The organism is Neisseria sp. P0004.S004, from assembly GCF_051963335.1.
Classification (GTDB): domain Bacteria; phylum Pseudomonadota; class Gammaproteobacteria; order Burkholderiales; family Neisseriaceae; genus Neisseria.
Genome location: NZ_JBQCUK010000005.1, coordinates 48696 through 71574, shown reverse-complemented (window position 1 = coordinate 71574; position 22879 = coordinate 48696). Strand labels below are relative to the sequence as shown.

General features: G+C 50.5%; 25 protein-coding genes and 2 tRNA genes. 22 read left to right on the top strand and 5 right to left on the bottom strand.

Going from position 1 to position 22879, the window contains the following annotated elements:
* Positions 1–35: 35 nt before the first annotated feature.
* The gene (locus ACTHRY_RS05700) at positions 36–914 is read right to left on the bottom strand and encodes a DMT family transporter (RefSeq protein ID WP_152691286.1); all 879 of its coding nucleotides are present in this window, start codon (positions 912–914) and stop codon (positions 36–38) included.
* Positions 915–1151: 237 nt separating this feature from the next.
* Between ACTHRY_RS05700 and ACTHRY_RS05695 the strand changes: the two genes are divergently transcribed.
* The 12 genes from ACTHRY_RS05695 to greB all read left to right on the top strand — a co-directional run bounded on the left by ACTHRY_RS05695 (position 1152) and on the right by greB (position 10353).
* Positions 1152–1691, top strand: a complete 540-nt coding sequence (locus tag ACTHRY_RS05695; protein ID WP_049322909.1) for a gamma carbonic anhydrase family protein — start codon at positions 1152–1154, stop codon at positions 1689–1691.
* 14 nt (positions 1692–1705) lie between these two features.
* The gene (locus tag ACTHRY_RS05690; protein WP_049322910.1) at positions 1706–2305 is read left to right on the top strand and encodes a Maf family protein; all 600 of its coding nucleotides are present in this window, start codon (positions 1706–1708) and stop codon (positions 2303–2305) included.
* Between the two features lie 88 nt (positions 2306–2393).
* Complete coding sequence (gene rsmA / locus ACTHRY_RS05685) at positions 2394–3173, top strand: 16S rRNA (adenine(1518)-N(6)/adenine(1519)-N(6))-dimethyltransferase RsmA (RefSeq protein ID WP_036490462.1); 780 nt, start codon at positions 2394–2396, stop codon at positions 3171–3173.
* A gap of 7 nt (positions 3174–3180) precedes the next feature.
* Positions 3181–3486 carry a hypothetical protein gene (locus tag ACTHRY_RS05680; RefSeq protein ID WP_049322912.1) on the top strand — a complete coding sequence of 102 codons (306 nt, stop codon included), beginning with the start codon at positions 3181–3183 and terminating at the stop codon, positions 3484–3486.
* Positions 3487–3503: 17 nt separating this feature from the next.
* On the top strand, positions 3504–4232 hold the full coding sequence (locus tag ACTHRY_RS05675; RefSeq protein ID WP_003747231.1) for an amino acid ABC transporter ATP-binding protein: 729 nt from the start codon (positions 3504–3506) through the stop codon (positions 4230–4232).
* Positions 4233–4295: 63 nt separating this feature from the next.
* Complete coding sequence (locus ACTHRY_RS05670) at positions 4296–4655, top strand: hypothetical protein (protein WP_049322913.1); 360 nt, start codon at positions 4296–4298, stop codon at positions 4653–4655.
* A gap of 4 nt (positions 4656–4659) precedes the next feature.
* Positions 4660–5112, top strand: coding sequence for a protein YgfX (locus ACTHRY_RS05665; RefSeq protein WP_049322914.1), 453 nt, complete (start codon positions 4660–4662; stop codon positions 5110–5112).
* Positions 5113–5150: 38 nt separating this feature from the next.
* Complete coding sequence (gene folC / locus ACTHRY_RS05660) at positions 5151–6434, top strand: bifunctional tetrahydrofolate synthase/dihydrofolate synthase (protein ID WP_049322915.1); 1284 nt, start codon at positions 5151–5153, stop codon at positions 6432–6434.
* A gap of 13 nt (positions 6435–6447) precedes the next feature.
* A complete protein-coding gene (gene ftsN / locus ACTHRY_RS05655) occupies positions 6448–7593 on the top strand; it encodes a cell division protein FtsN (protein WP_049322916.1) in 1146 nt (381 codons plus the stop codon).
* Positions 7586–8089 (top strand): CvpA family protein, encoded by a 504-nt coding sequence (locus tag ACTHRY_RS05650; RefSeq protein ID WP_049322917.1) that lies wholly within the window; start codon positions 7586–7588, stop codon positions 8087–8089. Before ftsN ends, ACTHRY_RS05650 begins: the two co-directional genes overlap by 8 nt.
* A 153-nt stretch (positions 8090–8242) precedes the next feature.
* On the top strand, positions 8243–9787 hold the full coding sequence (purF, locus tag ACTHRY_RS05645) for an amidophosphoribosyltransferase (protein ID WP_049322919.1): 1545 nt from the start codon (positions 8243–8245) through the stop codon (positions 9785–9787).
* A 74-nt stretch (positions 9788–9861) separates the two neighbouring features.
* On the top strand, positions 9862–10353 hold the full coding sequence (greB, locus tag ACTHRY_RS05640) for a transcription elongation factor GreB (protein WP_049322920.1): 492 nt from the start codon (positions 9862–9864) through the stop codon (positions 10351–10353).
* Positions 10354–10440: 87 nt separating this feature from the next.
* Here the strand turns inward: greB and plsY are convergent, their stop codons facing one another.
* Positions 10441–11052, bottom strand: coding sequence for a glycerol-3-phosphate 1-O-acyltransferase PlsY (gene plsY / locus ACTHRY_RS05635; protein WP_049322922.1), 612 nt, complete (start codon positions 11050–11052; stop codon positions 10441–10443).
* Between the two features lie 57 nt (positions 11053–11109).
* Between plsY and folB the strand changes: the two genes are divergently transcribed.
* Together folB and ACTHRY_RS05625 are read left to right on the top strand one after the other, a co-directional pair.
* On the top strand, positions 11110–11460 hold the full coding sequence (gene folB / locus ACTHRY_RS05630) for a dihydroneopterin aldolase (protein ID WP_049322923.1): 351 nt from the start codon (positions 11110–11112) through the stop codon (positions 11458–11460).
* A gap of 74 nt (positions 11461–11534) precedes the next feature.
* The gene (locus ACTHRY_RS05625; protein WP_036490481.1) at positions 11535–12071 is read left to right on the top strand and encodes an NUDIX hydrolase; all 537 of its coding nucleotides are present in this window, start codon (positions 11535–11537) and stop codon (positions 12069–12071) included.
* 70 nt (positions 12072–12141) lie between these two features.
* Here ACTHRY_RS05625 and ACTHRY_RS05620 read toward each other — a convergent pair whose 3' ends face one another.
* Together ACTHRY_RS05620 and ACTHRY_RS05615 are read right to left on the bottom strand one after the other, a co-directional pair.
* On the bottom strand, positions 12142–12780 hold the full coding sequence (locus tag ACTHRY_RS05620) for an alpha/beta hydrolase (RefSeq protein WP_440374095.1): 639 nt from the start codon (positions 12778–12780) through the stop codon (positions 12142–12144).
* Between the two features lie 41 nt (positions 12781–12821).
* On the bottom strand, positions 12822–13616 hold the full coding sequence (locus tag ACTHRY_RS05615) for a polyamine aminopropyltransferase (protein ID WP_440374094.1): 795 nt from the start codon (positions 13614–13616) through the stop codon (positions 12822–12824).
* Between the two features lie 216 nt (positions 13617–13832).
* Between ACTHRY_RS05615 and ACTHRY_RS05610 the strand changes: the two genes are divergently transcribed.
* From ACTHRY_RS05610 to ACTHRY_RS05585, 6 genes are all read left to right on the top strand, one after another.
* Positions 13833–13908: transfer RNA gene (locus ACTHRY_RS05610), tRNA-Thr, on the top strand.
* Between the two features lie 36 nt (positions 13909–13944).
* A tRNA-Thr gene (locus ACTHRY_RS05605) sits at positions 13945–14020 on the top strand.
* Between the two features lie 127 nt (positions 14021–14147).
* On the top strand, positions 14148–14939 hold the full coding sequence (panB, locus tag ACTHRY_RS05600; protein WP_004521070.1) for a 3-methyl-2-oxobutanoate hydroxymethyltransferase: 792 nt from the start codon (positions 14148–14150) through the stop codon (positions 14937–14939).
* A gap of 119 nt (positions 14940–15058) precedes the next feature.
* Positions 15059–15895: a pantoate--beta-alanine ligase gene (panC, locus tag ACTHRY_RS05595; protein WP_049322272.1), complete on the top strand. Its 837-nt coding sequence runs from the start codon at positions 15059–15061 to the stop codon at positions 15893–15895.
* Between the two features lie 88 nt (positions 15896–15983).
* Positions 15984–18584: a DNA mismatch repair protein MutS gene (gene mutS, locus ACTHRY_RS05590; RefSeq protein ID WP_049322273.1), complete on the top strand. Its 2601-nt coding sequence runs from the start codon at positions 15984–15986 to the stop codon at positions 18582–18584.
* Positions 18585–18621: 37 nt separating this feature from the next.
* Entirely contained in the window at positions 18622–19473 is an 852-nt protein-coding gene (locus ACTHRY_RS05585) for a DUF5672 family protein (protein WP_049322274.1), read from the top strand.
* A gap of 43 nt (positions 19474–19516) precedes the next feature.
* Here the strand turns inward: ACTHRY_RS05585 and ACTHRY_RS05580 are convergent, their stop codons facing one another.
* Complete coding sequence (locus ACTHRY_RS05580) at positions 19517–20353, bottom strand: DUF4198 domain-containing protein (protein WP_049322275.1); 837 nt, start codon at positions 20351–20353, stop codon at positions 19517–19519.
* Between the two features lie 252 nt (positions 20354–20605).
* Between ACTHRY_RS05580 and ACTHRY_RS05575 the strand changes: the two genes are divergently transcribed.
* Positions 20606–21649: a sulfate ABC transporter substrate-binding protein gene (locus ACTHRY_RS05575; protein ID WP_193388253.1), complete on the top strand. Its 1044-nt coding sequence runs from the start codon at positions 20606–20608 to the stop codon at positions 21647–21649.
* A gap of 77 nt (positions 21650–21726) precedes the next feature.
* Positions 21727–22785: a DNA polymerase IV gene (gene dinB / locus ACTHRY_RS05570; RefSeq protein WP_049322277.1), complete on the top strand. Its 1059-nt coding sequence runs from the start codon at positions 21727–21729 to the stop codon at positions 22783–22785.
* Positions 22786–22879 lie beyond the last annotated feature (94 nt).

The window sequence follows — 22879 nt, the reverse complement described above, 5'->3', positions numbered from 1 at the left end:
GCTGTCTGAAATTTTTCAGACGGCCTTTTTTGTATCTATTTTTTGTCTTTTAATGAACCTAAATAAATTGCCAATAAAGTCAAAGTGGCACCGCTCCATTGGACGGTATTAATCGGTTTATCCAACCAGAAATAATCGATCAACATGGCAGCGACTGGTTCGGAGAGCAGTAGGAGGCCGGTTAGTGACAAGGATAAAAGCGGGATGGCGTAAGCAATCAATGCCCAAGCGAAGCATTGCATAACGATGCCGTAGATGGAGACTAGAATCACATCGTTTAAAGTCTTAGGATATAGATGGGCGGTATCGAATAGCAGAGATGGGATAACCAAAGCTATTGCACCGCCGAAGCTTAAAATCATCATCAGCGGAAACAAACCGACTTTTTCCTGCTCATGGGTTTTGCGTACGAAAACCATAGACAGGGCCAGCATGGCACCGGACACTACGCCGCTGACAAATCCCCATGCGGCGTTGTCGTTATGACCGAACTCCGGGCTGCCGATCAAGGCTACGCCTATGGTGGCCAATATCAAACTTAAAATTTGTAAGGTACTTAGGCGTTCCGAATAAAAGAAGAAGCCGATGGCGGCTAAAAAGAAAATCTGCAGGCTGTTGAGCAAGGTGGAAATGCCGGGGCCTACGGCGTGAATGCTTTCGTGCCAAAGGGCGAGGTCGAATGCGAGGAAAACACCGGATAAGAGTGCGTAGCCAATCGTTTTTCTTTTCGTGGGCATTTTTTGTCTGAAAAAACGCCCGAGCAAGAAGAATATAGGGGCGGCAATCAGCAAACGCCAGAATGCGATGGCGTAAGAGCCGACATCGACAAATTTGACGATCAAGCTGCCTAAGCCGAAGACGACACAGCCGACGACCAATAAGGGCGCTGCATAATTTCCCGAACGTGTCTCCATCGGCTTCTCCATCAATCAAATGAAGACGATTATTCCATAAAAGATAGATGAGGCGCTAATGATAAATAGTGGTGAGCCAAGATAAAGGAGTTATGATGAAAGGCCGTCTGAAAGCTGTTTCAGACGGCCTTTTGATGATTTTCTGGCTTGATTTAGTATGGTTGTAGTATAAAATCGTTTTACGCCGTGTTTTCAGACGGCCTGATCAGTTTTGGTTTTGAGAAAAGGATATTGGAAATGGCAAACCCTATTCGTGCGTTTCTGGATTATGTGCCGTCGGTTGATGAGTCTTGTTTTATAGATGAGACTTCGGTTGTGATTGGCGAAGTGTCGCTGGCGGAAGATGTATCCGTTTGGCCTTATGCCGTGTTGCGCGGTGATGTGAACAGCATTTCTATCGGCAAGCGCAGCAATGTGCAGGACGGCAGCGTTTTGCACGTGTCGCATAAGAATGCGGCGAAGCCTGACGGTTCGCCTTTGATTATCGGCGATGATGTGACGATTGGGCATAAGGTCATGCTGCATGGCTGCCGAATTGGGAATCGTGTGTTGGTGGGCATGGGCTCGATTATTTTGGACGATACGGTTGTCGAAGATGATGTGATGATAGGCGCGGGCAGTTTGGTGCCGCCGCGCAAGCGTTTGGAAAGCGGTTTTTTATATGTCGGCTCGCCTGTGAGACAAGTGCGTCCGCTGACGGATGAGGAAAAGGCATTTTTGACGTATTCCTCTGCGCATTATGTCCGCCTGTCCGGCCAGCATAAAATTTCAAAATAAGGAAATTCAATACAATGAACGCAATTTATCTGGCTTCGGGCAGTCCGCGCCGTCGTGAGATTTTGGAGAATTTGGGTTTCACGGTACACCGTCTTCCAGCGGATATTGATGAGACCCCCAAAGAAGGCGAAGCCGCGCTAGAGTATGTGCGCCGTATGGCCTGCGAGAAAAATCAGGCGGCGGTGGCGCAATGGTTTGCAGCTCATGACGAAGAGCCTGAGTTTGCTGTATTGACGGCGGATACGACAGTGGCGGATGGTGCGGCTATTTTGGGCAAGCCGGAATCCGAGGCGGATGCGGTCGATATGCTGGAACGCTTGTCCGGGCGGACGCATCAAGTGCTGACGGCTGTATGTGTTTACTGGCAAGGCGTTCGTCATGATGTGGTGCAAACGAGCGAAGTGCGCTTTAAAACGTTGACGGCTGAGGAGATTGCAGCCTATGTTGCCAGCGGCGAGCCGATGGATAAAGCCGGTGCGTATGGGATTCAGGGCTTGGGCGGCGTATTTGTCGAGCATTTGCAGGGCAGTTTTACGGGCGTGATGGGTTTGCCGGTTTATGAGACCGCGCAACTACTGAAATCTTTGGGTTTGGAAGCGCCGCCGTTTGCTTAAAATTAGGCAAATGCTGTCTGAAAGCGTGCCGACAAAAACGCCTGTTTCAGTTACAATACTGCCTTAAACAGCTTGCTTGAAGAAAGATATGAAAGAACATAAGGCCCGGAAACGCTTCGGGCAGAATTTTTTGCAGGATACGCGGATTATTAGCGATATTGTCAACGCGGTCAGACCGCAGCCCGATGATATCGTGATTGAAATCGGCCCGGGCTTGGCCGCCATTACCGAGCCTTTGGCGAAAAAACTCAACCGCCTGCATGTTTGCGAAATCGACCGCGACATCGTACGCCGTCTGAAAACCTTGCCGTTTGCAGATAAATTGGTGATACACGAAGGCGATGTATTGCAGTTTGATTTCAACAGCATTGAAGGCAAGAAAAAAATTGTCGGCAACCTGCCGTACAATATTTCCACGCCGCTTTTGTTCCGATTGAGCGAAGTGGCAGACGACGTGATCGATATGCACTTTATGCTGCAAAAAGAAGTGGTCGAACGCATGGTGGCGCAGCCGAAAACCAACGACTATGGCCGGCTGGGCGTCATGCTGCAATATTTCTTCGATATGGAAATGTTGATTGAAGTACCGCCCGAGTCCTTTGATCCTGCGCCGAAGGTGGATTCGGCCGTCGTGCGCATGATTCCGGTGAAACACCGCATCGGTAAAGCGGAAGATTTTGAACATTTTGCCAAACTGGTAAAACTGGCTTTCCATCAACGCCGCAAAACCATACGCAATAATTTGAAGGAACTTGCCGGCGATGATGATTTGCAGGCAGTCGGTATCAATCCGCAGGACAGGGCAGAACACATTGCCGCTGAGAAATATGTGGAATTGAGCAATTATCTGGTTCAAAAGGCTGTCTGAAACAGTGATGGCAATTTTTGAGCAACCTCCTATTCAATGTGGGTTTCTGGGTGATTCATATTTGTGGTGCGAGTTGGTGCAGTATTTTTCCAGTAAGGATATGTCGCCTGAGCGGCACCGTTTTGAAGCGGCAATTATCGGCGCAGTTTGGGTATTGACCGAACATCGTCTCGATAGGGAAGAGCAATTTAAAGTCAATCGGTACAATAAAGGCGAAATCTCAGGCGGCATAGTCAGTTGCCGCTTTTGGCTTGAAACGGCTATTCCTTTGCTTTGGCAGCGGCAAGCGCAACTTAAGCCCCGAAAATTTTGACAGTTTGGGAATAAATAATGATTAAATTCAAAAATGTACACAAACATTTTAAAGATTTGCACGTTATCAACGGCGTGAATCTGGAAGTCAAACAAGGCGAAGTGGTCGTTGTATGCGGCCCTTCGGGCAGTGGCAAATCTACGCTGATTCGTACGGTAAACCAACTCGAGCGCATTGAAAGCGGCGAGATTTGGGTGGACGGCATCAATGTTGCCGATCCGAAAACCGATTTGAACAAAGTGCGCGAAGAAGTGGGCTTTGTGTTCCAAGGGTTCAATCTGTATCCGCATTTGACTGTCTTGGAAAATATTATTCTTTCTCCGATGAAAGTGAAAAACCAAAGCCGTGAAGAGGCGGAAAAGAAAGCGATGGAGCTTTTGGAACGCGTCGGCTTGGCGCATAAAAAAGACGCGCTGCCCGGCCAGCTTTCCGGCGGTCAGCAGCAGCGTGTGGCGATTGCACGCGGTTTGGCGATGGAGCCGCGCGTGATGTTGTTTGACGAGCCGACTTCTGCGCTTGACCCTGAAATGGTCGGCGAAGTATTAAAAGTGATGAAAGACTTGGCGGAAAGCGGTATGACCATGATGTGCGTAACCCATGAAATGGGTTTTGCGCGCGAAGTCGCCGACCGTGTGATTTTTGTCGATAAAGGCCAGATTCTGGAAGATGAAACGCCGGAAGAGTTTTTTACCAATCCGAAACACGAGCGTGCCAAACAATTCCTGCAACAGGTGATGACACATTAAACTTAGGCCGTCTGAAATTTCAGACGGCATGATCGGTTTGAATGATTTTGAAAGTTGAACATTATGTATTTTGTTGACCGTACTGCTGTCGTGCTGAAGCCGACCGCCCGTTTTTTAGAATGGTTGAAGTCATCCGATGAGAATATGCCCGATTTGACCATCGAGCAACTGCGCACCAACTGTTCCGTATTCCTGGTGCCGCAATTTGACGAACCTGAATCCGTCATTTCCTATTTTGACGAACGCTACCAGCAGATTTTTGAAGCCGAATTGGCAGGCTGGGACATCGATAAAAGCAAATGGCCGCAAGACATGAGCCTGAAGGCTTTTTGGGAATTTTTCGATACCGAAATCCACGATATGGTTTTGGATATGGAAGAGGCGGAATTGAACATTACGCCTGTTTTCGACAATATGATGTAAAGCCGTGCGAACTTTTCAGACGGCCTTAAAGCCCTCGCGTTCTTTGAAAATTCTGATTGTCTTCTTACACCTTTCGGCGTTGGCCGTATGCCTTGCCGAGTTTTACGGCTGGATGATGTGGCTGGGTTTGGCGGCGTTGGTCGGTAGTTTTACCTATGCTTGGCACAGCGTTAATTTTCAGACTCGAAATGCGGTCAGAAAAATCATCATCGACCGCCGATACCGTGCGACGGTTTACTTGAATGGCGAGGAAGAGGGAAGAAGCGCGGTTTTGCAAGACAGCAGTATGTTGACGGTTTACGCTTTGTTTTTGCAATGGAATGTTGACGGGAAAATGGTCAAACACTGCATCTTGCCCGATATGGCCGACCGCGATGCCTACCGCCGTCTGAAAGTATGGGCGTGCTGGTGTCGGGAAAAAGAAGACAAAGCAGAACTTGCGGCAGATATGGATTAAACGGCTGTGTCAGACGGCCTTTTGAAGCGATCAATACAATGAAAACATTACAAGACTGGCTTTCTCATTTGGAGACTGCCCATAGTTCCGGCCTGATCGATATGGGTTTGGAACGCGTGGGAGAAGTGAAAAAACGCATGAATTTGGTGCCGCAGTGTCCTGTCATCGTGGTGGCGGGTACCAATGGCAAAGGCTCCGTATGCGCTTATTTGTCGCATATTTATAAAGAAGCCGGTTTCAAAGTCGGTACGCTGACCAGTCCGCACCTTCTGCGTTACAACGAACGAATCGCCATCAACACTCAGCCGGTTTCAGACGACCTGATTGTTTCCTCATTTGAGCGTATCGAAGCGGCACGTGGTGAAATTTCGCTGACGTATTTTGAGTTTAATGCTTTGGCCGCCGTCGATATTTTCATGTGTGAAAATGTGGACGTAATGATTTTGGAAGTCGGTTTGGGCGGACGATTGGATGCCGTGAATGTATTCGACGGCGACTGTTCGGTCGTTACCAGCGTGGATTTGGACCATCAGGCATTTTTGGGCGATACCGTCGAGCAGGTCGGTTTTGAAAAAGCTGGTGTGTTCCGTAGCGGCAAACCAGCCGTGTGCGGCCAGAATCCTGCGCCTGAATCATTGGTCAAACACGCAGAAGAAATTGGTGCAAAACTGTTGATGGTCCAGCGAGATTTTGATTTTGCGTCAATGGAAAGCGTGCAGTGGAACTACCGCTTCCATCCGCAATCTTCAGACGGCCAAAACCGCAACCGCAATTCCTTGCCGTTTCCTGCTTTGCGCGGCGCGTATCAGTTGTCCAATGCCGCGTGCGCACTGACTGTTTTAGAGTGTCTGAACAATCAGCTGCCCGTTGACATCGGCGCGATTAAACGCGGTTTGCTGTTGGTTGAGAATCCTGGACGTTTCCAAGTTTTACCCGGCCGTCCGCTGGTGGTTTTGGATGTCGGCCACAATCCGCACGCAGCCCGTGCCTTGCGTCGCAGCCTGATTAACCTTGCCTTTGCCCAAAAACGGACTGCCGTATTCAGTATGTTGTCCGACAAAGATATTGACGGCGTGCTGGAAATCGTTAAAGACCAGTTTGACGAGTGGAATATCGCGCCTTTAGATGTGCCGCGCGGCATGACTGTGGAGGCTTTGCAGGCCAAATTGGCAGAACACGGCATCGACAATGTAAATGTTTTTGAAACTGTCGCCGCAGCCTACCGCGCTGCTTTGGCGAAAGCAACCGAAAATGATAGAATCGTTGTTTTCGGCTCATTCCATACTGTTGCCGATGTAATGGCTGTTTTGAAAGAACACTAACGAGGAAATTATCATGTCCGACAATAAACAAAAAGAAACTCCAAACGGATACGATTTAGACGGTTACGAACAACTCAAACGCCGCAACCGCCGCCGCTTGGTTTTGGCCTCCGGCTTGGTGGTGGCTTCAGGTATGCTGTTCGGTCTGGCGCTGACATCGGGTGACGATAAAAATTCACCGTTTAAGGAAGCCCCTGTCGGTCAGACTCAAGTCAAAACGGCTGATGAGCCCAGCAAGGCTGTTGTCCTAGAGCCGAATAAAGAGGATGTTGCGATGGCTGAAGAAGCAGCCCGCCATGCGGATGCCGAAGCGCAAAGCAAACCTCAAAATGCCGGTGATGAAGAAGACAATGCGCCGGTCGAAGTGCTGAAGCCGAGCCGTGAATCCGCTCCCGAAGATGTCGGCGAGCCGTTGGTTTTGATTAACGATACTTTGGATGACGGCAATATTAAAGGTTTGGAAGAGTCCGAGCGTATTCAACGCGCCGAGGCCGCCAAACGCGAAGCTGCCGAACGCCGAGCCGAAGAACGCCGCCAACGTCAGGCAGAACAACGAGCTGCGGCACGCAAGGCACAAGCCCAACAGGAAGCGGATGAAAAAGAAAACGCATTGGCCGCTAAAAAACGCGCACTTCAAGCGCGTGCTGAAAAAGCAGAGCGTGAAGCCGCTGCCGAGCGCAATAAATTAGCTCAATTGGAAAAGGCAGAGAAAGCCATTGCCGAGCGTAAATCTTCCAAAAACAGCAAAGACAGCGTAAAAGACAAGGCCGAACCTGCTAAGAAAGCAGAAGCCAAAGTTGAAAAAACAAAAAATGAAAAGGCTAAACCGGAAACTGCCAAAGCTGAAAAAGCCGATAAGGTAAAAACTGCCGAGAAGCCGTCTGAAAAAGCCAAGCCTAAAGCTGAAAAAGAAACAGCAGAAGCCAAGCCTGCGAAAAAGGCCGCTATTCAGGCAGGTTATGCTGAAAAAGAACGCGCACAAAGCCTGCAACGTAAAATGAAAGCCGCAGGTATCGATTCGACCATTACTGAAGTGATGACCGATAAAGGTAAGGTGTATCGCGTGAAATCAGCCAGTTATAAAAATGCACGCGATGCCGAGCGTGATTTGAACAAATTGCGTGTACATGGCATTGCCGGTCAGGTAACCAGTGAGTAATTTGCCTGTTGCCGATTTGTTGGCTGCCGCCGTCATCGTCATCTGCATCATTATCTCGCTGACGCGGGGGATTATTGCCGAAGCAGGGGCGATGGTGGCGTGGGTCGTGTCGTTTATTGCTGCCAGAACGCTTGCCGTGCCGTTTGCCGATGTGGTCTTTAAATCGGTTGAGCCGCATGCTTTGGCGGTTGCCATGGGTTTTGCCGCTGTGTTTTTTCTGGCGTGGCTGTTGCAAAAACTAGCACGGTCGCTGTTAAGCAGTTTGGTGTCTGCCGTTGGTCTGGGAAGCATCAACCGTTTGCTTGGCGGCGTATTCGGTGCAGTAAAAGGTGTGATTTTGGTAACACTGGCTGTGATGGTTTTTTCGCATACCGATTTACCGAAGACGGAAGAGTGGCAAAGTTCCCATACGATTCCGTATTTTGAATCACTTGCCGATGCCGCAATGCCGTATCTGCCGGGAAAAGAAGATACGCATGAGGAAGCGGATGATTGATGTTAACGGTTTCAGACGGCCTGAAGGTCGTTTGAAACCGTTTTTTATTTGTCTGAAGGTAGCATTATATTGTCAACAATTTGGGCAAACTCCTCTAAATTATTTTATAATGACGCCTTACCCATTTAACCCTAAAACTCGGAGAGTCTCGATATGTGTGGTGTATTAGGTTTGGTCAGTCATGAGCCGGTCAATCAGCTGCTGTATGACGGTCTGCAGATGCTGCAGCATCGTGGTCAGGATGCGGCAGGCATTGTGACTGCAGAGGGCAGCACGTTTCATATGCACAAAGGCAAAGGCATGGTGCGTGAAGTGTTCCGTACCCGAAACATGCGCGACTTGGTAGGTAATGCCGGCATTGCACATGTCCGCTATCCGACTGCCGGTAATGCAGGCAGCAGCGCAGAGGCCCAGCCTTTCTATGTCAGCTCTCCGTTTGGTATCGTTTTGGCACATAATGGTAATCTAACCAATACCGAAGAGCTGTATGAGAATGTATGCAACAAACACCTGCGCCATGTTAATACCAGCTCAGATTCCGAAGTATTACTCAATGTATTCGCGCATGAATTGCGCCGCGAAGTCTCTAAAAATACAGTTCCTTACCAACTCACCATCGACAATATTTTTAACGCCGTTTCCGAAGTGCACCGTTTGGTGCGCGGCGCATACGGCGTAGTAGCCATGATTGCAGGATACGGCATGCTGGCTTTCCGGGATCCTTTCGGTATCCGTCCGTTGGTTTTGGGTTCGCAAATTGACGAATCCGGCAAAAAATCTTATGCCGTTGCCTCCGAATCCGTTGCCTTCAATGCGCTTGCCTATGATTTGGAACGCGATATCCATCCGGGCGAAGCCGTATTTATTGGTTTTGACGGTACGATTATTTCCCGTCAATGCAGCGATAAAGCCAAATTAAGTCCTTGTCTTTTCGAATATGTTTATTTTGCCCGCCCGGACTCCGTCATCGATGGCGTTTCCGTTTATCAGTCCCGTATGGATATGGGTGTATCTTTGGCAGAAAAAATCAAACGCGAGCTGCCGGTCGACGATATCGATGTTGTTATGCCTATTCCCGATACCAGCCGACCCAGCGCGATGGAGCTTGCCGTCCATCTCGAAAAACCTTACCGCGAAGGTCTGATTAAAAACCGCTACATCGGCCGTACCTTTATTATGCCCGGCCAAGCAACACGCAAAAAATCAGTACGCCAAAAACTCAGCCCTATGGAAACCGAGTTTAACGGCAAGAGCGTTTTATTGGTGGATGATTCCATCGTACGCGGTACGACCAGCCGTGAAATCGTCGAAATGGTACGTGCGGCAGGTGCACGCAAAGTCTATATCGCTTCTGCCGCTCCTGAAGTACGCTATCCGAATGTGTACGGCATCGATATGCCGACCCGTGAAGAACTGATTGCAAACGGCCGCAGCGCGGCAGAAATCGCAGCCGAAATTGGCGCGGACGGTATCGTCTTCCAAAATTTAGAAGACTTGGAAGCAGTAGTCAAAGCGCTCAATCCGAAAATCGAATCCTTTGATTCTTCATGCTTCAACGGTGTTTATCAAACCGGCGATATCGACGAAGCATACCTAAACCGCCTCTCCGCCGAAAAATCAGGTTGCGGCGGCTTGAAAGTACATCCAAGCAAAATGGAACACAGTATCAGTATCAGCGATAGCGATGATGAAGAATAAAGTAAATTGACTTACAATAAAGGCCGTCTGAAAATTAACGTTCAGACGGCCTTTAATTATGTTTTAAACACATCATGAGTACCGAAACCAAAAATTACATCACGCCTACCGGCTGGCAGGCATTGAAAGACGAACTTTATCATCTGGTCAACAAAGAACGCCCGGAAATCGTCCAAATCGTTAACTGGGCGGCAAGCAATGGCGACCGCAGCGAAAACGGCGACTATCTTTACGGCAAACGCCGCATGCGCGAAATCGACCGCCGTATCCGCTTCCTAACCAAACGCTTGGAAGCTGCCGTCGTCGTCGATCCAGAAGCGCGCGAAGCCACGGACCAGATTTTCTTCGGCGCAACCGTTGGCTTACTGCGCGGAGACGGTCGGGAACAAACCGTCAAAATCGTCGGCGTAGATGAAATCGATACCGCTAAAAACAAAATCTCATGGATTTCCCCTTTGGCACGCAGCCTGATTAAAGCGCGCGAAGGCGACGAAGTTGTCTTGAATACGCCGGAAGGACAGGAGGTTATAGAGATTTTGTCGGTGGAGTATATTAAGATTGAATGATTATGTGTGAATAATGCGAATGAAACTATAAAAGGCCGTCTGAAAAATAGACTTCAGACGGCCTTTTATTTGAATGTATCTACGCTTTTAAGATTTACCGGCTTTATCCCCGATTTTGCTTTCTTTGCCTTGAATCAGGTTTTGAATATTGCTTTTATGGCGGTATAACACCAATGCGGCAATGAATACGGTTGCCCATGCCCAAGAGGCGTGCGGCATCATGAAGAAGGCGAAGATGGGTGCGCAGACGGTGGCGACCAGTGCGGCGAGGGAGGAAACTTTGAAACCGAACGCCATGACCAGCCAAATCAAGGCGCAGAGCAGGGCGGTTGCGGGGGAGAGGGCGAGCAAGACGCCCAATGCGGTGGCTACGCCTTTGCCGCCTTTAAAATTGAAAAATATTGGCCACATATGGCCGACCAATGCGGCAATGGCGACCAGGGCTATTGTTACATCCGACAAATCTAAAGCATTTTGCAGACAGCGCGCCAAGATGACGGCAACCAAGCCTTTTACTGCATCGCCGAGCAGAGTCAGTGCGGCTGCTTTTTTCTTACCGCTGCGCAAGACGTTGGTGGCACCGGGATTGCCGGAGCCGTAAGTGCGCGGATCGTCCATGCCGTAATATTTTGATACTATGACGGCAAAAGACAGGGAGCCGATAAGATAGGCGGCAATAATGGCGAGTACATTGAACATTTTGGGTGCTTTACTTAAAATGGGAACGGTTATTCTATCAAAAAAACGGACAGGCAAATGGATAAAATCTTTTTGTACGGCATGAAGGCCGATACTTTAATCGGCGTATATGATTGGGAACGCGAGCGTAAACAGACTTTGATTTTGGATTTGGAGATTAGTGTTCCCGAGCGTACGGGCACGAGCGACGATATCGGCGACACCATCCATTATGGCGAAGTATGTGAAGTCGTACGCCGCAACCTTGCCGAACAGGATTTTTTACTGCTGGAAACGTTGGCGGAACATATCGCCCAATTGATTTTAAATGATTTTGGTGCGGCCAAAGTGCGCGTCCGTATTGTGAAACCGGGCATCTTGCCTGATGTGGCGCAGGTTGGTATTGAGATTGAACGTGTTCGGGAGTAAGGCTTATCTATGCCGTCTGAAAAAGGATTTCAGACGGCCTTTAATATTCAATAAATTGGAAATGAGGTAAAAAAATGGATTTGAAAGAAACTAAATTAAGCAGCGAGCCAATCTACGAAGGTTCTTTTGTTACCATCAGCCGCGATCGGGTGCGCCTGCCCAACGGCAACGAAAGCCAGCGGGTTGTGATCCGCCATCCGGGTGCTGCGTGTGTGTTGGCGGAAACGGAAGACGGCAAAGTTGTTTTGGTTCGCCAATGGCGTTATGCCGCCGATCAGGCGACTTTGGAATTGCCGGCGGGTAAATTGGATATTGCAGGCGAAGATCCTGCCGAATGCGCTTTGCGTGAGTTGGCGGAAGAAACGCCATACGTTGCCGACAGTGTTAAATTGTTGTACAGCTTTTACACGGCAGTCGGTTTTTGTGATGAGAAAATGTATCTCTACCAAGCGCAAGGCGTGCGTTTGGGCAGCGAGTTGAGCAATGATGAGGATGAAATTACAGAAACCGTCCTGATGAGCAAGGAAGAGGTGCGCGCTGCATTGGCAAACGATGAAATCAAAGATGGTAAGACTTTGATTGGTTTGCAGTATTGGTTGACTCAGAATTGATATGTTAAGAGACAAACAAGGCCGTCTGAAAAAGCTTTCAGACGGCCTTGTTTTATTTTGTAGCCGGATTTTAACCTAATAAGGCTGGTGCGAACCGTGTGATCGTATCGCGTAAAACGATGAGTTTGCCGTGGAAGAAGTGGGACGAACCGGCAATGGTCACAACAGGCAGGCCTTGGGGTTCTGCCCATGTCAGGGCTTTGTTGATTTCGACGACTTCGTCTTCCGCACCATGGATCATCAATGTTTTGGTGACATCGGGAACGTCGGATGGTTCCGGGCGGTCTTTGTAGTGATGGACGGCTGCGCCCATCAGCAACAGCAAATCAGGCGTGCGTTCTTGGGCGGCAAAGGTGGAAACGTAGCCGCCGAATGAGAAGCCGGCCAGGGCGAATTGCGGTGCGTCTGGATGTTGCGCGCGGGCGTAGTCGATAACGGCAATGCAGTCTTGCGTTTCGCCGCGACCGTAGTCGTGTTCGCCTTCGCTGTTGCCTACGCCGCGCAAATTGGGCAGGTAGCAATGGAAGCCGAGTTGGCTGAGGGCTTTGGCGGCGGTTTGGATGACTTTGTTGGTGTTGGTGCCGCCTTGTAGGGGATTGGGGTGGTTGATGACGGAGACGCCGCGGGCGGATTCTTGTGTGCTTGGCAGGTAGATGGTTTCCAGCAAACCTGCCGGGCCGGGGATTTGAATGATGTCGGGTTTGAGCATGAGTGTGTCCTTGTTTGTTTTTTCAGACGGCCTGAAACGGTTTACAGATAAAAATTCTTGCCGTTGTTTTGATTGTTGGCTTTCAAATCAGCAAGCATCCGTTTGAAGTCCAAGCCGTATTTTTCGCTTAATTTTTCGGCGCGTTTTTTCAGGTTGTCGAGATTTTGTTCTTTGGGGCTGCTTTGGAACGCCATAACCGCTACGTTGCCGTGGCTCTCGGCCGGCAGCTCGAGTACGCGGCCGTCAAAGACGTTGAGCAGGCGTTCGACAAAACGTTGATAACGCTGGTCACCGCTCCACCAGTTGGTCACAAATACGCCGTCGGGGGAAAGGGCATTGCGGCAGTCTTGGAAGAAGGGTTCTTCCACCAAAGCATCGATAATCTGTTCGCCGTCAAAACCATCTATCAAAATTACATCGGTATTGTGGCGGAACACTTTAATATATTCCGCGCCATCCGCCTCGATAATTTCAAAATGTTCGCCTTCGTGCGGCAATTCAAACAGGCTGCGCGCCACGGCGATGACTTGCGGATTGATGTCAATGGCGGTTTGCTTGGTATCGGGCAGGTAGCTGTCTATCCAACGGGCAAACGAGCCGCCGCCCAAGCCGATTTGGGTGATGTGTTTGGGCGGGTTTTCTGCAAACAGCAGCCAACCCATCATGGCGCGGCTGTACGACAACACCAGCTCGGACGGATGATCAACATTCATGGAGCTTTGAATGGTGTCGCTGCCCAAGTGCAGGGAACGGATATTGCCTTCTTCGGAAATGCCGACTTCGGGCAGATGGGATTTGGCAGGGCGCAGGCGGCGGTAAGGATGGCGGGGTGGCATGGGCAAAGACGGAAAGATGTAGAAGGCGTTATTTTAACAGAAACCATGATGTTTTGCGCTGGAGCGGTTTTCAGACGGCCTTTGAGTGTGTTGGATTGGAAGATAAGGCATGTATTTAATTTTCTTTAAAATCATTGGTTTTTATAATTTCGTGAGTAACTTTGTGTGAAAATGCTTGCCAAGATGGGAACTTATCGGCATAATGCCGACTTCCTTGCCGGTATAGCTCAGTTGGTAGAGCACCTGACTTGTAATCAGGGGGTCCCGAGTTCGACTCTTGGTGCCGGCACCAGTTAAAGACTGATGGTGCTGCAAGGCATTTCAGTAAGCCGGTATAGCTCAGTTGGTAGAGCACCTGACTTGTAATCAGGGGGTCCCGAGTTCGACTCTTGGTGCCGGCACCAATTAAAAGCCCGATTGTGAAAGCAGTCGGGCTTTTTGCTTATGCTTTAATATTTTAAAAGCAGACCTTATAATACCGCGTTTCCATTTATAACAAAGGGCTGCCCACCGGGCAGAACACACAACACCATGATTACCGTAAACACTTTGCAAAAAATGAAAGCAGAGGGCGAGAAAATCGCCATGCTGACCGCTTATGAATCCAGCTTTGCCGCGCTGATGGACAATGCCGGCGTAGATGTATTGCTGGTCGGCGATTCTTTGGGTATGGCGGTGCAAGGTCGTCAGTCCACTTTGCCGGTGAGCTTGCAGGATATGTGCTACCACACTGAATGCGTGGCTCGCGGCACTCAAAATGCCATGATTGTCAGCGACTTGCCGTTTGGCGCGTATCAGCAGAGCAAAGAGCAGGCATTTGCGGCGGCGGCCGAATTGATGGCGGCCGGCGCGCATATGGTCAAACTCGAAGGCGGCGTCTGGATGGCGGAGACCACTGAATTTCTGCAAATGCGCGGCATTCCTGTTTGCGCGCACATCGGCCTGACCCCGCAATCCGTGTTTGCATTCGGCGGCTATAAAGTTCAAGGCCGCGGCGACAAGGCGGAAGCGTTGCTCAACGACGCCAAAGCGCATGATGCGGCAGGTGCGGCAATCGTATTGATGGAATGCGTTCCTGCAGAATTGGCGAAAAAAGTGACCGAGACAGTTTCTTGCCCGACCATCGGTATTGGCGCAGGCGTGGATTGCGACGGTCAGGTTTTGGTGATGCACGATATGCTCGGCATTTTCCCCGGCAAAACAGCCAAATTCGTGAAGAACTTTATGCAGGGTAAAGACAGCGTTCAAGCTGCGGTCAAAGCCTATGTAGACGAAGTCAAAGCAAAAACGTTCCCTTCTGTCGAACATACGTTTGCCGGATAAAATAAACTCCAGGCCGTCTGAAACAGATTTCAGACGGCCTTTTTAATGAATAAAAGCGTATAATCGGCGCGTGATTTCCGTTGATGAAACGGCGGAAAAGATAAAGGATTTTTCAAACCATGCAAATCATTCATACGATTAAAGAATTGCGCGAGTGGCGCAAAACTGCCGGAAAAGTGGCATTTGTGCCGACCATGGGCAATCTGCACGAAGGCCATCTTGCGCTGGTGCGCGAAGCGAAAAAACGTGCCGATAACGTTGTGGTCAGTATTTTTGTCAACCGCCTGCAATTCGGACAAGGCGAAGATTTCGACAAATATCCGCGCACTTTGCAGCAAGATGCCGACAAATTGGCAGGCGAGGGCGTTGCCGTCGTGTTTGCGCCTGATGAAAAAGAGCTGTATCCGAATGTGGAACAGCGTTTTAATGTTGAGCCTCCACACCTGCAAAACGAATTGTGCGGCAAATTCCGCCCGGGCCATTTCCGCGGTGTTGCGACCGTTGTAACCAAATTGTTCAACATCGTTCAACCCGATACCGCCTGTTTCGGCAAAAAAGACTATCAGCAGCTGGCGATTATCAAAGGCTTTGTCGAAGACTTGAATTTCAATATCGAAATCGTCCCGGTCGATACCGGCCGCGCTTCAGACGGCCTGGCACTTTCCAGCCGCAACCAATATTTGAGCGAAGCAGAGCGCGCAGAAGCGCCACGCCTCTATCAAGAGTTGCAAAACATTGCCGCCACCCTGAAAAACGGCAATCTGGATTACGCCCAGCTTGAGGCCGAATGTATCCGCCGTTTGACCGATGCCGGCTGGGTGGTTGATTACGTTGAAATCCGCCATGCACACAGCTTGGCAGTGGCTCATGTTGGCGATAAAGAATTGGTGGTGCTTGCCGCCGCCCGTTTGGGTACCACGCGCCTGATTGATAATTTGGAAGTGGCTTTGGCTTAAAACCAAGCTGCTATTAAAGGCCGTCTGAAACCTGTTTTTCAGACGGCCTTTTGTTACAATAACGCTTTTGCGTTTCTAAGGTTTTTCCATGTCCAAACCCACCGTTTCCCCGATGATGCAGCAGTATCTCGCCATCAAATCGCAACACGCCGACAAGCTGGTGTTTTACCGCATGGGCGATTTTTATGAGTTGTTTTTGGATGACGCAGTGGAGGCGGCAAAGCTGTTGGACATTACCCTGACCACGCGCGGGCAGATGGACGGCGTGCCGATTAAGATGGCGGGTGTGCCGTTTCATGCGGCGGAGCAGTATCTTGCGCGACTGGTTAAGATGGGCAAAAGCGTGGCGGTGTGCGAGCAGGTGGGCGAAGTTGGCGCGGGTAAAGGGCCGGTAGAGCGCAAAGTCGTGCGCATCGTAACGCCCGGCACGCTGACTGACGCGGCGTTTTTGGAAGACAAGGAAACCAACCGCATTGTAGCGGTGAACGCAGACAAGAAAAACGTTGCCATCGCATGGGCTTCTTTGCAAAGCGGCGAATTCAAAACCAAGCTGACGACGGCGGACAAACTTGCCGACGAGCTGGCGCGTTTGCAGGCGGCGGAAATCCTGTTGCCCGAAGGCAAAAGCCTTCCTGACGGTTTTCAGGCAACCTCCTCCAACATCACGCGCCTGAACTCGTGGCAGTTTGCCGCCGACGCGGGCGCGAAATTGTTGACCGAATATTTCGGCTGCCAAGACCTGCACGGCTTCGGTTTGGACGGCAAAGAACACGAAGCCGCCGTCGGCGCGGCGGGCGCGCTGTTGAACTACATCCGCCTGACGCAAAACCTGATGCCGCAACATCTCGACGGCATTTCGCTCGAAACCGACAGCCAATATATCGGCATGGACGCCGCCACGCGCCGCAATCTCGAAATCACGCAAACCCTCTCCGGTAAGAAATCTCCGACCCTGTTTTCCATACTTGACGGTTGCGCCACCCACATGGGCAGCCGCCTCTTGGCACTCTGGCTGCACCACCCCCTGCGCAGCCGCGCCCACATCCGCGCTCGCCAAGAAGCCGTTGCCGCGTTGGGTTCGCAATACGAAACCTTGCAAGGCCGTCTGAAAAATATTGCGGACATCGAACGCATCGCCGCTCGCATCGCCGTCGGCAACGCCCGTCCGCGCGACCTCGCCGCCCTGCGCGACAGCCTGTTTGCCCTGTCCGAAATCGAATTGTCCGCCGAGGGCAGCAGTCTCTTAGAAACCCTCAAAGCCGTTTTCCCCGAAACCCTGCCCGTCGCCGAAACCCTCAAAGCTGCCGTGATGCCCGAACCTGCCGTCTGGCTCAAAGACGGCGGCGTCATCAACCAAGGCTATTGCGCAGAACTCGACGAGTTGCGCCACATCCAAAACCACGGCGACGAATTCCTGCTCGACCTCGAAGCGCGCGAACGCGAACGCACCGGCCTCTCCACCCTCAAAGTCGAGTTCAACCGCGTCCACGGCTTCTACATCGAGCTATCCAAAGTTCAAGCCGAACAAGCCCCCGCCGACTATCAACGCCGCCAGACCCTGAAAAACGCCGAACGCTTCATCACCCCCGAACTAAAAACCTTCGAAGACAAAGTTCTGACAGCGCAAGAGCAAGCATTGGCATTGGAAAAACACCTGTTTGAAGCCCTGTTGAAAGAAGTTCAGACGGCCTTGCCGCAGCTTCAGAAAGCAGCCAAAGCCGCGGCTGCCCTCGACGTACTTTCTACGTTTGCCGCCATTGCCGCCGAACGCGGCTTCGTTTGTCCTGAGTTCGCCGACTACCCCGTCATCCATATCGAAAACGGCCGCCATCCTGTCGTCGAGCAACAAGTGCGCCACTTTACCGCCAACCACACCCGCCTCGACCACAAACACCGCCTCATGCTCCTGACCGGCCCCAACATGGGCGGTAAATCCACTTACATGCGCCAAGTCGCCCACATCGTCCTCATGGCGCACACCGGCAGCTTCGTGCCTGCCGATTCAGCCCAAATCGGCCCCATCGACCAAATCTTCACCCGCATCGGCGCATCGGACGATTTAGCCTCCAACCGCTCCACCTTTATGGTCGAAATGAGCGAAACCGCCTACATACTCCACCACGCCACCGACCAATCCCTCGTCCTCATGGACGAAGTCGGTCGCGGCACTTCGACTTTTGACGGCCTCGCCCTTGCCCAAGCCATTGCCGAACATTTGCTGCAAAAAAACAAATCCTTCAGCCTCTTCGCCACCCACTATTTCGAGCTGACCAAACTGCCTGAAGCCCATGCAACCGCAGTCAATATGCACCTTTCGGCGCTCGAGCAAGGACAAGACATCGTCTTCCTCCACCACATCGAGCCAGGTCCTGCCAGCAAAAGCTACGGTATCGCCGTCGCCAAACTCGCAGGTCTGCCCAACCGCGCTTTGAAATCGGCTCAAAAGCATTTAAACGATTTGGAAAACCAAGCTGCCGCCAACCGTCCGCAGTTGGATATTTTCAGCGCCATGCCGTCTGAAAATGGGGAGGATGAGGAAGGGAAAGAACAAGAAGTTGAGCCTGTTGATAATTTGCAGACCAATGAATTGACTGAAGCGTTGGCGCAAATTCAGCCCGACAACCTCACGCCGCGCGAAGCCTTGGATGCCTTGTATCGTTTGAAAGATATCTGCAACAAGGCGTCGTAAATAACTTAAAGGCCGTCTGAAACAGGGGAAATATATAATGAGTTTTACTGATATTACCGTGGTTGGTATTACCGGCGCAGATTCTTATACCGAGGGCACGATGTATGCCATTATCCGCAGCTGTGCCGAATTGCCTGGAAGCCGTGGATTGCTGATCAGCCCGAGCTGTCCTCAAGGTTTGCCGGAAAATATCCGACATCAGCTTTGCCGGAAATTCGGTTATCTGGAATACAATCTGTTTGTTTTGTACCAACTGATGTATTACATTGATACGGATTATTGTTTGATTGTTCAAAATGACGGATGGGTGCTGAACGGTCAAAACTGGCAGGATGCCTATCGGGAATATGACTATATCGGCGCACCTTTGCCGATTTTGTTGGAAACCGAAGCAGACGGGCAGTTTTTCCTGAAGGGAACAGACCAATATTTGGCCAAACAACATCTGATTCAGACTTCTCCGAATTTGGACGAGCCGCAGAACGGCGGTTTCAGCCTGCGCAGCAGACGGCTTTTAGCCATGCCGCGACAACTGGGCTTAAATGTAGAAATCCGACCGCCTTTGCCGCCGAAAGACGAAAAAATTGCCGATATGGAATGGCTGATACGGCTGCACCACGAGGATATGTTTTTGACGGCGCAACACCGTTATAGATTGCAGGACTTGGGTCTGAAATTCGCGCCTCCGAATATTGCGACACAATTTTCTTCAGAAGTACCGTTTATCAATCGAATGAGGAATGTCCCTTTAGAACACGTCTTTGGGGCGCACTGGATGGGCAGTGTGGTCTTGACCGGCTGCAACCGTGTCCGTTTTGCCCAATTAAATGGTGATGAGTTGGAAACATTATCCCGTTTTTTTAGAAATTTGGGTTATGAATTAGAATAAAAAAAGGCCGTCTGAAAGTTCAGACGGCCTTTTTTAATGGTTGTTAATGTTGATGATGGTGGGCATGGCGTGCGGCTGCGCGTTTGGTACCGACAGGCACAATCAGCGTTGCGTAAGTATTGTCTTTCTGACATACGCTTTTATCGCCGTAATCGGTCTCGTTCACCACTTTGATTTTCCACAAACCGTCAATCAGCGTAATCACATTGACCACGCCGTTTTTATCGGTTTTGCCGGAGAAGCCTTGAGGCTCGCGGTGGTCATGGGTTGATTCCAAGTCCATTTCGGCCAAAGTGTCGGAGCTGGCGGTAACGGTGGCTTTAACCAAAGGTTCGCCTTTGTACAGGACTCTGACCGGCAAAATGCCGCCGGCTTTGACTGCGTTCGGATTTTTCAGCGGAACCAGTTCCAGCTCTTGGCCGATAGGGCGGGTCAATACCGCTTCATCGACTGCGCCGTTGCCCACGTGGACGAAACTCTTGCCGAACATTTGCGATTGTTCGCAATAGGTGGCACCGGCCAGCTGTTTCAAGGTTTGCTGTTTCCAGCCGTCTTGGTTTTTCGACCAGAAAGTCGGTTGGTAGGTCGCGCTGACCCAGTAGGAGCCTGCGGGCAGGGCGGCTTTGGAAACGTATTGATAGTTTTCGCCCTTATTCACCAAATCAACGGTTTTCTTTGAGCTGTCGGTCAATTGCAGCGGTTTGAAAATATGCACGCGGTCGTCGGCGATTTTTTCGACATTGGGGAAGTCGTGGCTGTAACCCAAATCCGCATGCAGGATTTTGCCGGCAGGCTGATGTGCCGGAGCGGCCACCCAAACATCGTGCGCCTGTGCCGCTGCGCCCAATCCCAGCAATCCTAAAAGCATCCACTGTTTCATCGTTTCTACACTCCATCTTTCTATTATTGAACAAAACGCCTAATGATTCGGCGAATACGAACGGTACTCTTTTTTATTTACTTTGTAAATAATATGGTTTAGATTTTATAGTTATAAATAATTATTTTTTGATTTCAGACGGCCTTGGTTTATATAACCAAAACTGATAAACCCAAAAGCAAACATTATTTCCCGTTTGCCTCCGAACCCGATAAAGTATCGCCATACTTTTAATAGGAGCCGACCATGAATATCCGTACCCTTTCTTTTGCCGCATTGACCGCCGCGCTGGCGTTGAGTGCCTGCTCTCCCAAAAACGAACAGTCTGCCGACAATGCCGCTTCCGCAGGCAAGGGCGGTAATGTGAAGCTGTTGAACGTCTCTTATGATGTCGCACGAGATTTTTATAAAGAATACAATCCTTTGTTTGTCAAAGAATATGCTGCTAAAAACGGCGGCGCAACGGTTGAAATCCAACAGTCGCACGGCGGCTCCAGCAAGCAGGCTTTGGCTGTCGCCAACGGTTTGGCTGCCGATGTGGTGACCATGAACCAGACTTCCGATATCGAGCTTTTGGTGAAAAAAGGTTTGGTCAAAGCAGATTGGAACACGCGCCTGCCGGATAATGCCGTGCCTTATACCAGCAACGTTGTTTTCTTGGTACGCAAAGGTAATCCGAAACACATCCAAGACTGGGGCGATTTGGCCAAAGACGGCGTGCAAATCGTTTTGGCCAACCCGAAAACCACCGGCAACGGCCGCTACGCCTTTTTGGGTGCGTACGGTTATGGTTTGAAAGTGAATAACGGCGATGAAGGCAAAACCAAAGATTTTGTGGCCGCATTGCTGAAAAACACGCCTGTGTTTGAAAACGGCGGCCGCGCGGCAACGACGACCTTCAGCCAACGCCATATCGGTGATGTTTTGGTTACCTTTGAAAATGAGGCCAACTACGTCAGCAAAAAGCTGACCCAAGACCAGTTTGAAATCGTCTATCCAAGCTACACCATTCTTTCCGAAGCGCCGGTTGCCGTCGTGGACAGCGTAGTCGACAAAAAAGGCACACGCGCCGCTGCCGAAGCCTATCTGCAAAACCTCTGGAGCGAACCGGCCCAAGAGTTGGCCGCTAATCTTTACCTGCGTCCGCGCAATGCCGAAGTATTGGCGAAACACAAAGCCGATTTCCCTGAGATTGAGACGTTTAATCCGAATGAGAAATTTGGCTCATGGGAAGAAATCATGAAAAAATTCTTTGCCGACGGCGGATTGTTTGACCAGCTTTCCAGTAAAAAATAAGGCTTAAACATAGAGGCCGTCTGAAACTTCAGACGGCCTTTTGTTACAATAAGCCTTTTTCTTATCCATCTTTTCCCATGTCTCAACGCAAAATCATCCATATCGATATGGACGCATTCTACGCTTCGGTAGAACTGCGCGAGCAGCCACACCTGAAAGGGCTGCCCGTTGTTGTGGCGTGGGACGGCACTCGCTCGGTCATTTGTGCCGCGTCTTATGAAGCGCGCAAATTCGGTTTGCACTCGGCCATGTCGGTGGCGACGGCAAAAAGGCTGTGTCCGCAGGCGGTGTTTGTGCCGCCGCATTTCGATTTGTACCGCCAAGTGTCGGCGCAGATTCATGCCGTGTTTCGGCGTTATACCGATTTGATCGAGCCTTTGTCTTTGGATGAAGCCTATTTGGATGTTACCCGAAATTTTAAAAATATCCCGTACGCCAGCGAGGTGGCCAAACGCATTCGCGCCGAAATTTTTGAAGAAACCGGTTTGACTGCTTCCGCAGGCATCGCGCCCAATAAGTTTTTGGCCAAAATCGCGTCCGACTGGCGCAAGCCAAACGGACAGTTTGTATTGCCGCCGCCCAAAATCATGGCGTTTTTGGAGAGCTTGCCGTTGGGTAAGATTCCCGGTGTCGGCAAAGTTACGCTGAAAAAAATGAATGCCCTCGGTATGCAAACCGCCGGCGATTTGCGCCGTTTTGAGCGCGGCGAACTTTTAAACCATTTCGGCCGCTACGGCTACCGCCTTTACGATTTGGCACGCGGTATCGACGAGCGGCCGGTCAAAGCCGAACGCGAACGCCTGCAAATCTCAACCGAAATCACCTTGCCCGAAGATTTGTCTCTGGAGCAAGCTTCAAGCCATTTGCCGCACCTTGCCGAAGACCTCTGGCGGCAAATCGAACGCAAAAACGTCGAAGCCAAAGGCGTTACCCTCAAACTCAAAACCCACGATTTCCGCATTATCACGCGTTCGCTGACGTATTCTTCCGTCCTTCCCGACAGCGCTTCTCTGCTTCAGGCGGCGCATACTTTGCTGCAACGCATACCGCCGCAACGCGAAGATGCCTTCCGCCTGATCGGTATCGGCGTGAGTCATTTGCTGCCGAAAAACCAGCAGCAGACGCTTTGGTTATAAAGAAATAGAAAAGCATTCTTTCCGTTTGAAGATAGGGCGCAGGACAATATCGTTCCATAACCATATCGACAGCCGTTTCAACAGGCCGTCTGAA

Excerpts from the sequence above, each read along its gene's own strand:
- ACTHRY_RS05700 (WP_152691286.1), bottom strand. The coding sequence starts at position 914 with ATGGAGACACGTTCGGGAAATTATGCAGCGCCCTTATTGGTCGTCGGC.
- ACTHRY_RS05695 (WP_049322909.1), top strand. The coding sequence starts at position 1,152 with ATGGCAAACCCTATTCGTGCGTTTCTGGATTATGTGCCGTCGGTTGAT.
- ACTHRY_RS05690 (WP_049322910.1), top strand. The coding sequence starts at position 1,706 with ATGAACGCAATTTATCTGGCTTCGGGCAGTCCGCGCCGTCGTGAGATT.
- rsmA (WP_036490462.1), top strand. The coding sequence starts at position 2,394 with ATGAAAGAACATAAGGCCCGGAAACGCTTCGGGCAGAATTTTTTGCAG.
- ACTHRY_RS05680 (WP_049322912.1), top strand. The coding sequence starts at position 3,181 with ATGGCAATTTTTGAGCAACCTCCTATTCAATGTGGGTTTCTGGGTGAT.
- ACTHRY_RS05675 (WP_003747231.1), top strand. The coding sequence starts at position 3,504 with ATGATTAAATTCAAAAATGTACACAAACATTTTAAAGATTTGCACGTT.
- ACTHRY_RS05670 (WP_049322913.1), top strand. The coding sequence starts at position 4,296 with ATGTATTTTGTTGACCGTACTGCTGTCGTGCTGAAGCCGACCGCCCGT.
- folC (WP_049322915.1), top strand. The coding sequence starts at position 5,151 with ATGAAAACATTACAAGACTGGCTTTCTCATTTGGAGACTGCCCATAGT.
- ftsN (WP_049322916.1), top strand. The coding sequence starts at position 6,448 with ATGTCCGACAATAAACAAAAAGAAACTCCAAACGGATACGATTTAGAC.
- purF (WP_049322919.1), top strand. The coding sequence starts at position 8,243 with ATGTGTGGTGTATTAGGTTTGGTCAGTCATGAGCCGGTCAATCAGCTG.
- greB (WP_049322920.1), top strand. The coding sequence starts at position 9,862 with ATGAGTACCGAAACCAAAAATTACATCACGCCTACCGGCTGGCAGGCA.
- plsY (WP_049322922.1), bottom strand. The coding sequence starts at position 11,052 with ATGTTCAATGTACTCGCCATTATTGCCGCCTATCTTATCGGCTCCCTG.
- folB (WP_049322923.1), top strand. The coding sequence starts at position 11,110 with ATGGATAAAATCTTTTTGTACGGCATGAAGGCCGATACTTTAATCGGC.
- ACTHRY_RS05625 (WP_036490481.1), top strand. The coding sequence starts at position 11,535 with ATGGATTTGAAAGAAACTAAATTAAGCAGCGAGCCAATCTACGAAGGT.
- ACTHRY_RS05620 (WP_440374095.1), bottom strand. The coding sequence starts at position 12,780 with ATGCTCAAACCCGACATCATTCAAATCCCCGGCCCGGCAGGTTTGCTG.
- ACTHRY_RS05615 (WP_440374094.1), bottom strand. The coding sequence starts at position 13,616 with ATGCCACCCCGCCATCCTTACCGCCGCCTGCGCCCTGCCAAATCCCAT.
- panB (WP_004521070.1), top strand. The coding sequence starts at position 14,148 with ATGATTACCGTAAACACTTTGCAAAAAATGAAAGCAGAGGGCGAGAAA.
- panC (WP_049322272.1), top strand. The coding sequence starts at position 15,059 with ATGCAAATCATTCATACGATTAAAGAATTGCGCGAGTGGCGCAAAACT.
- mutS (WP_049322273.1), top strand. The coding sequence starts at position 15,984 with ATGTCCAAACCCACCGTTTCCCCGATGATGCAGCAGTATCTCGCCATC.
- ACTHRY_RS05585 (WP_049322274.1), top strand. The coding sequence starts at position 18,622 with ATGAGTTTTACTGATATTACCGTGGTTGGTATTACCGGCGCAGATTCT.
- ACTHRY_RS05580 (WP_049322275.1), bottom strand. The coding sequence starts at position 20,353 with ATGAAACAGTGGATGCTTTTAGGATTGCTGGGATTGGGCGCAGCGGCA.
- dinB (WP_049322277.1), top strand. The coding sequence starts at position 21,727 with ATGTCTCAACGCAAAATCATCCATATCGATATGGACGCATTCTACGCT.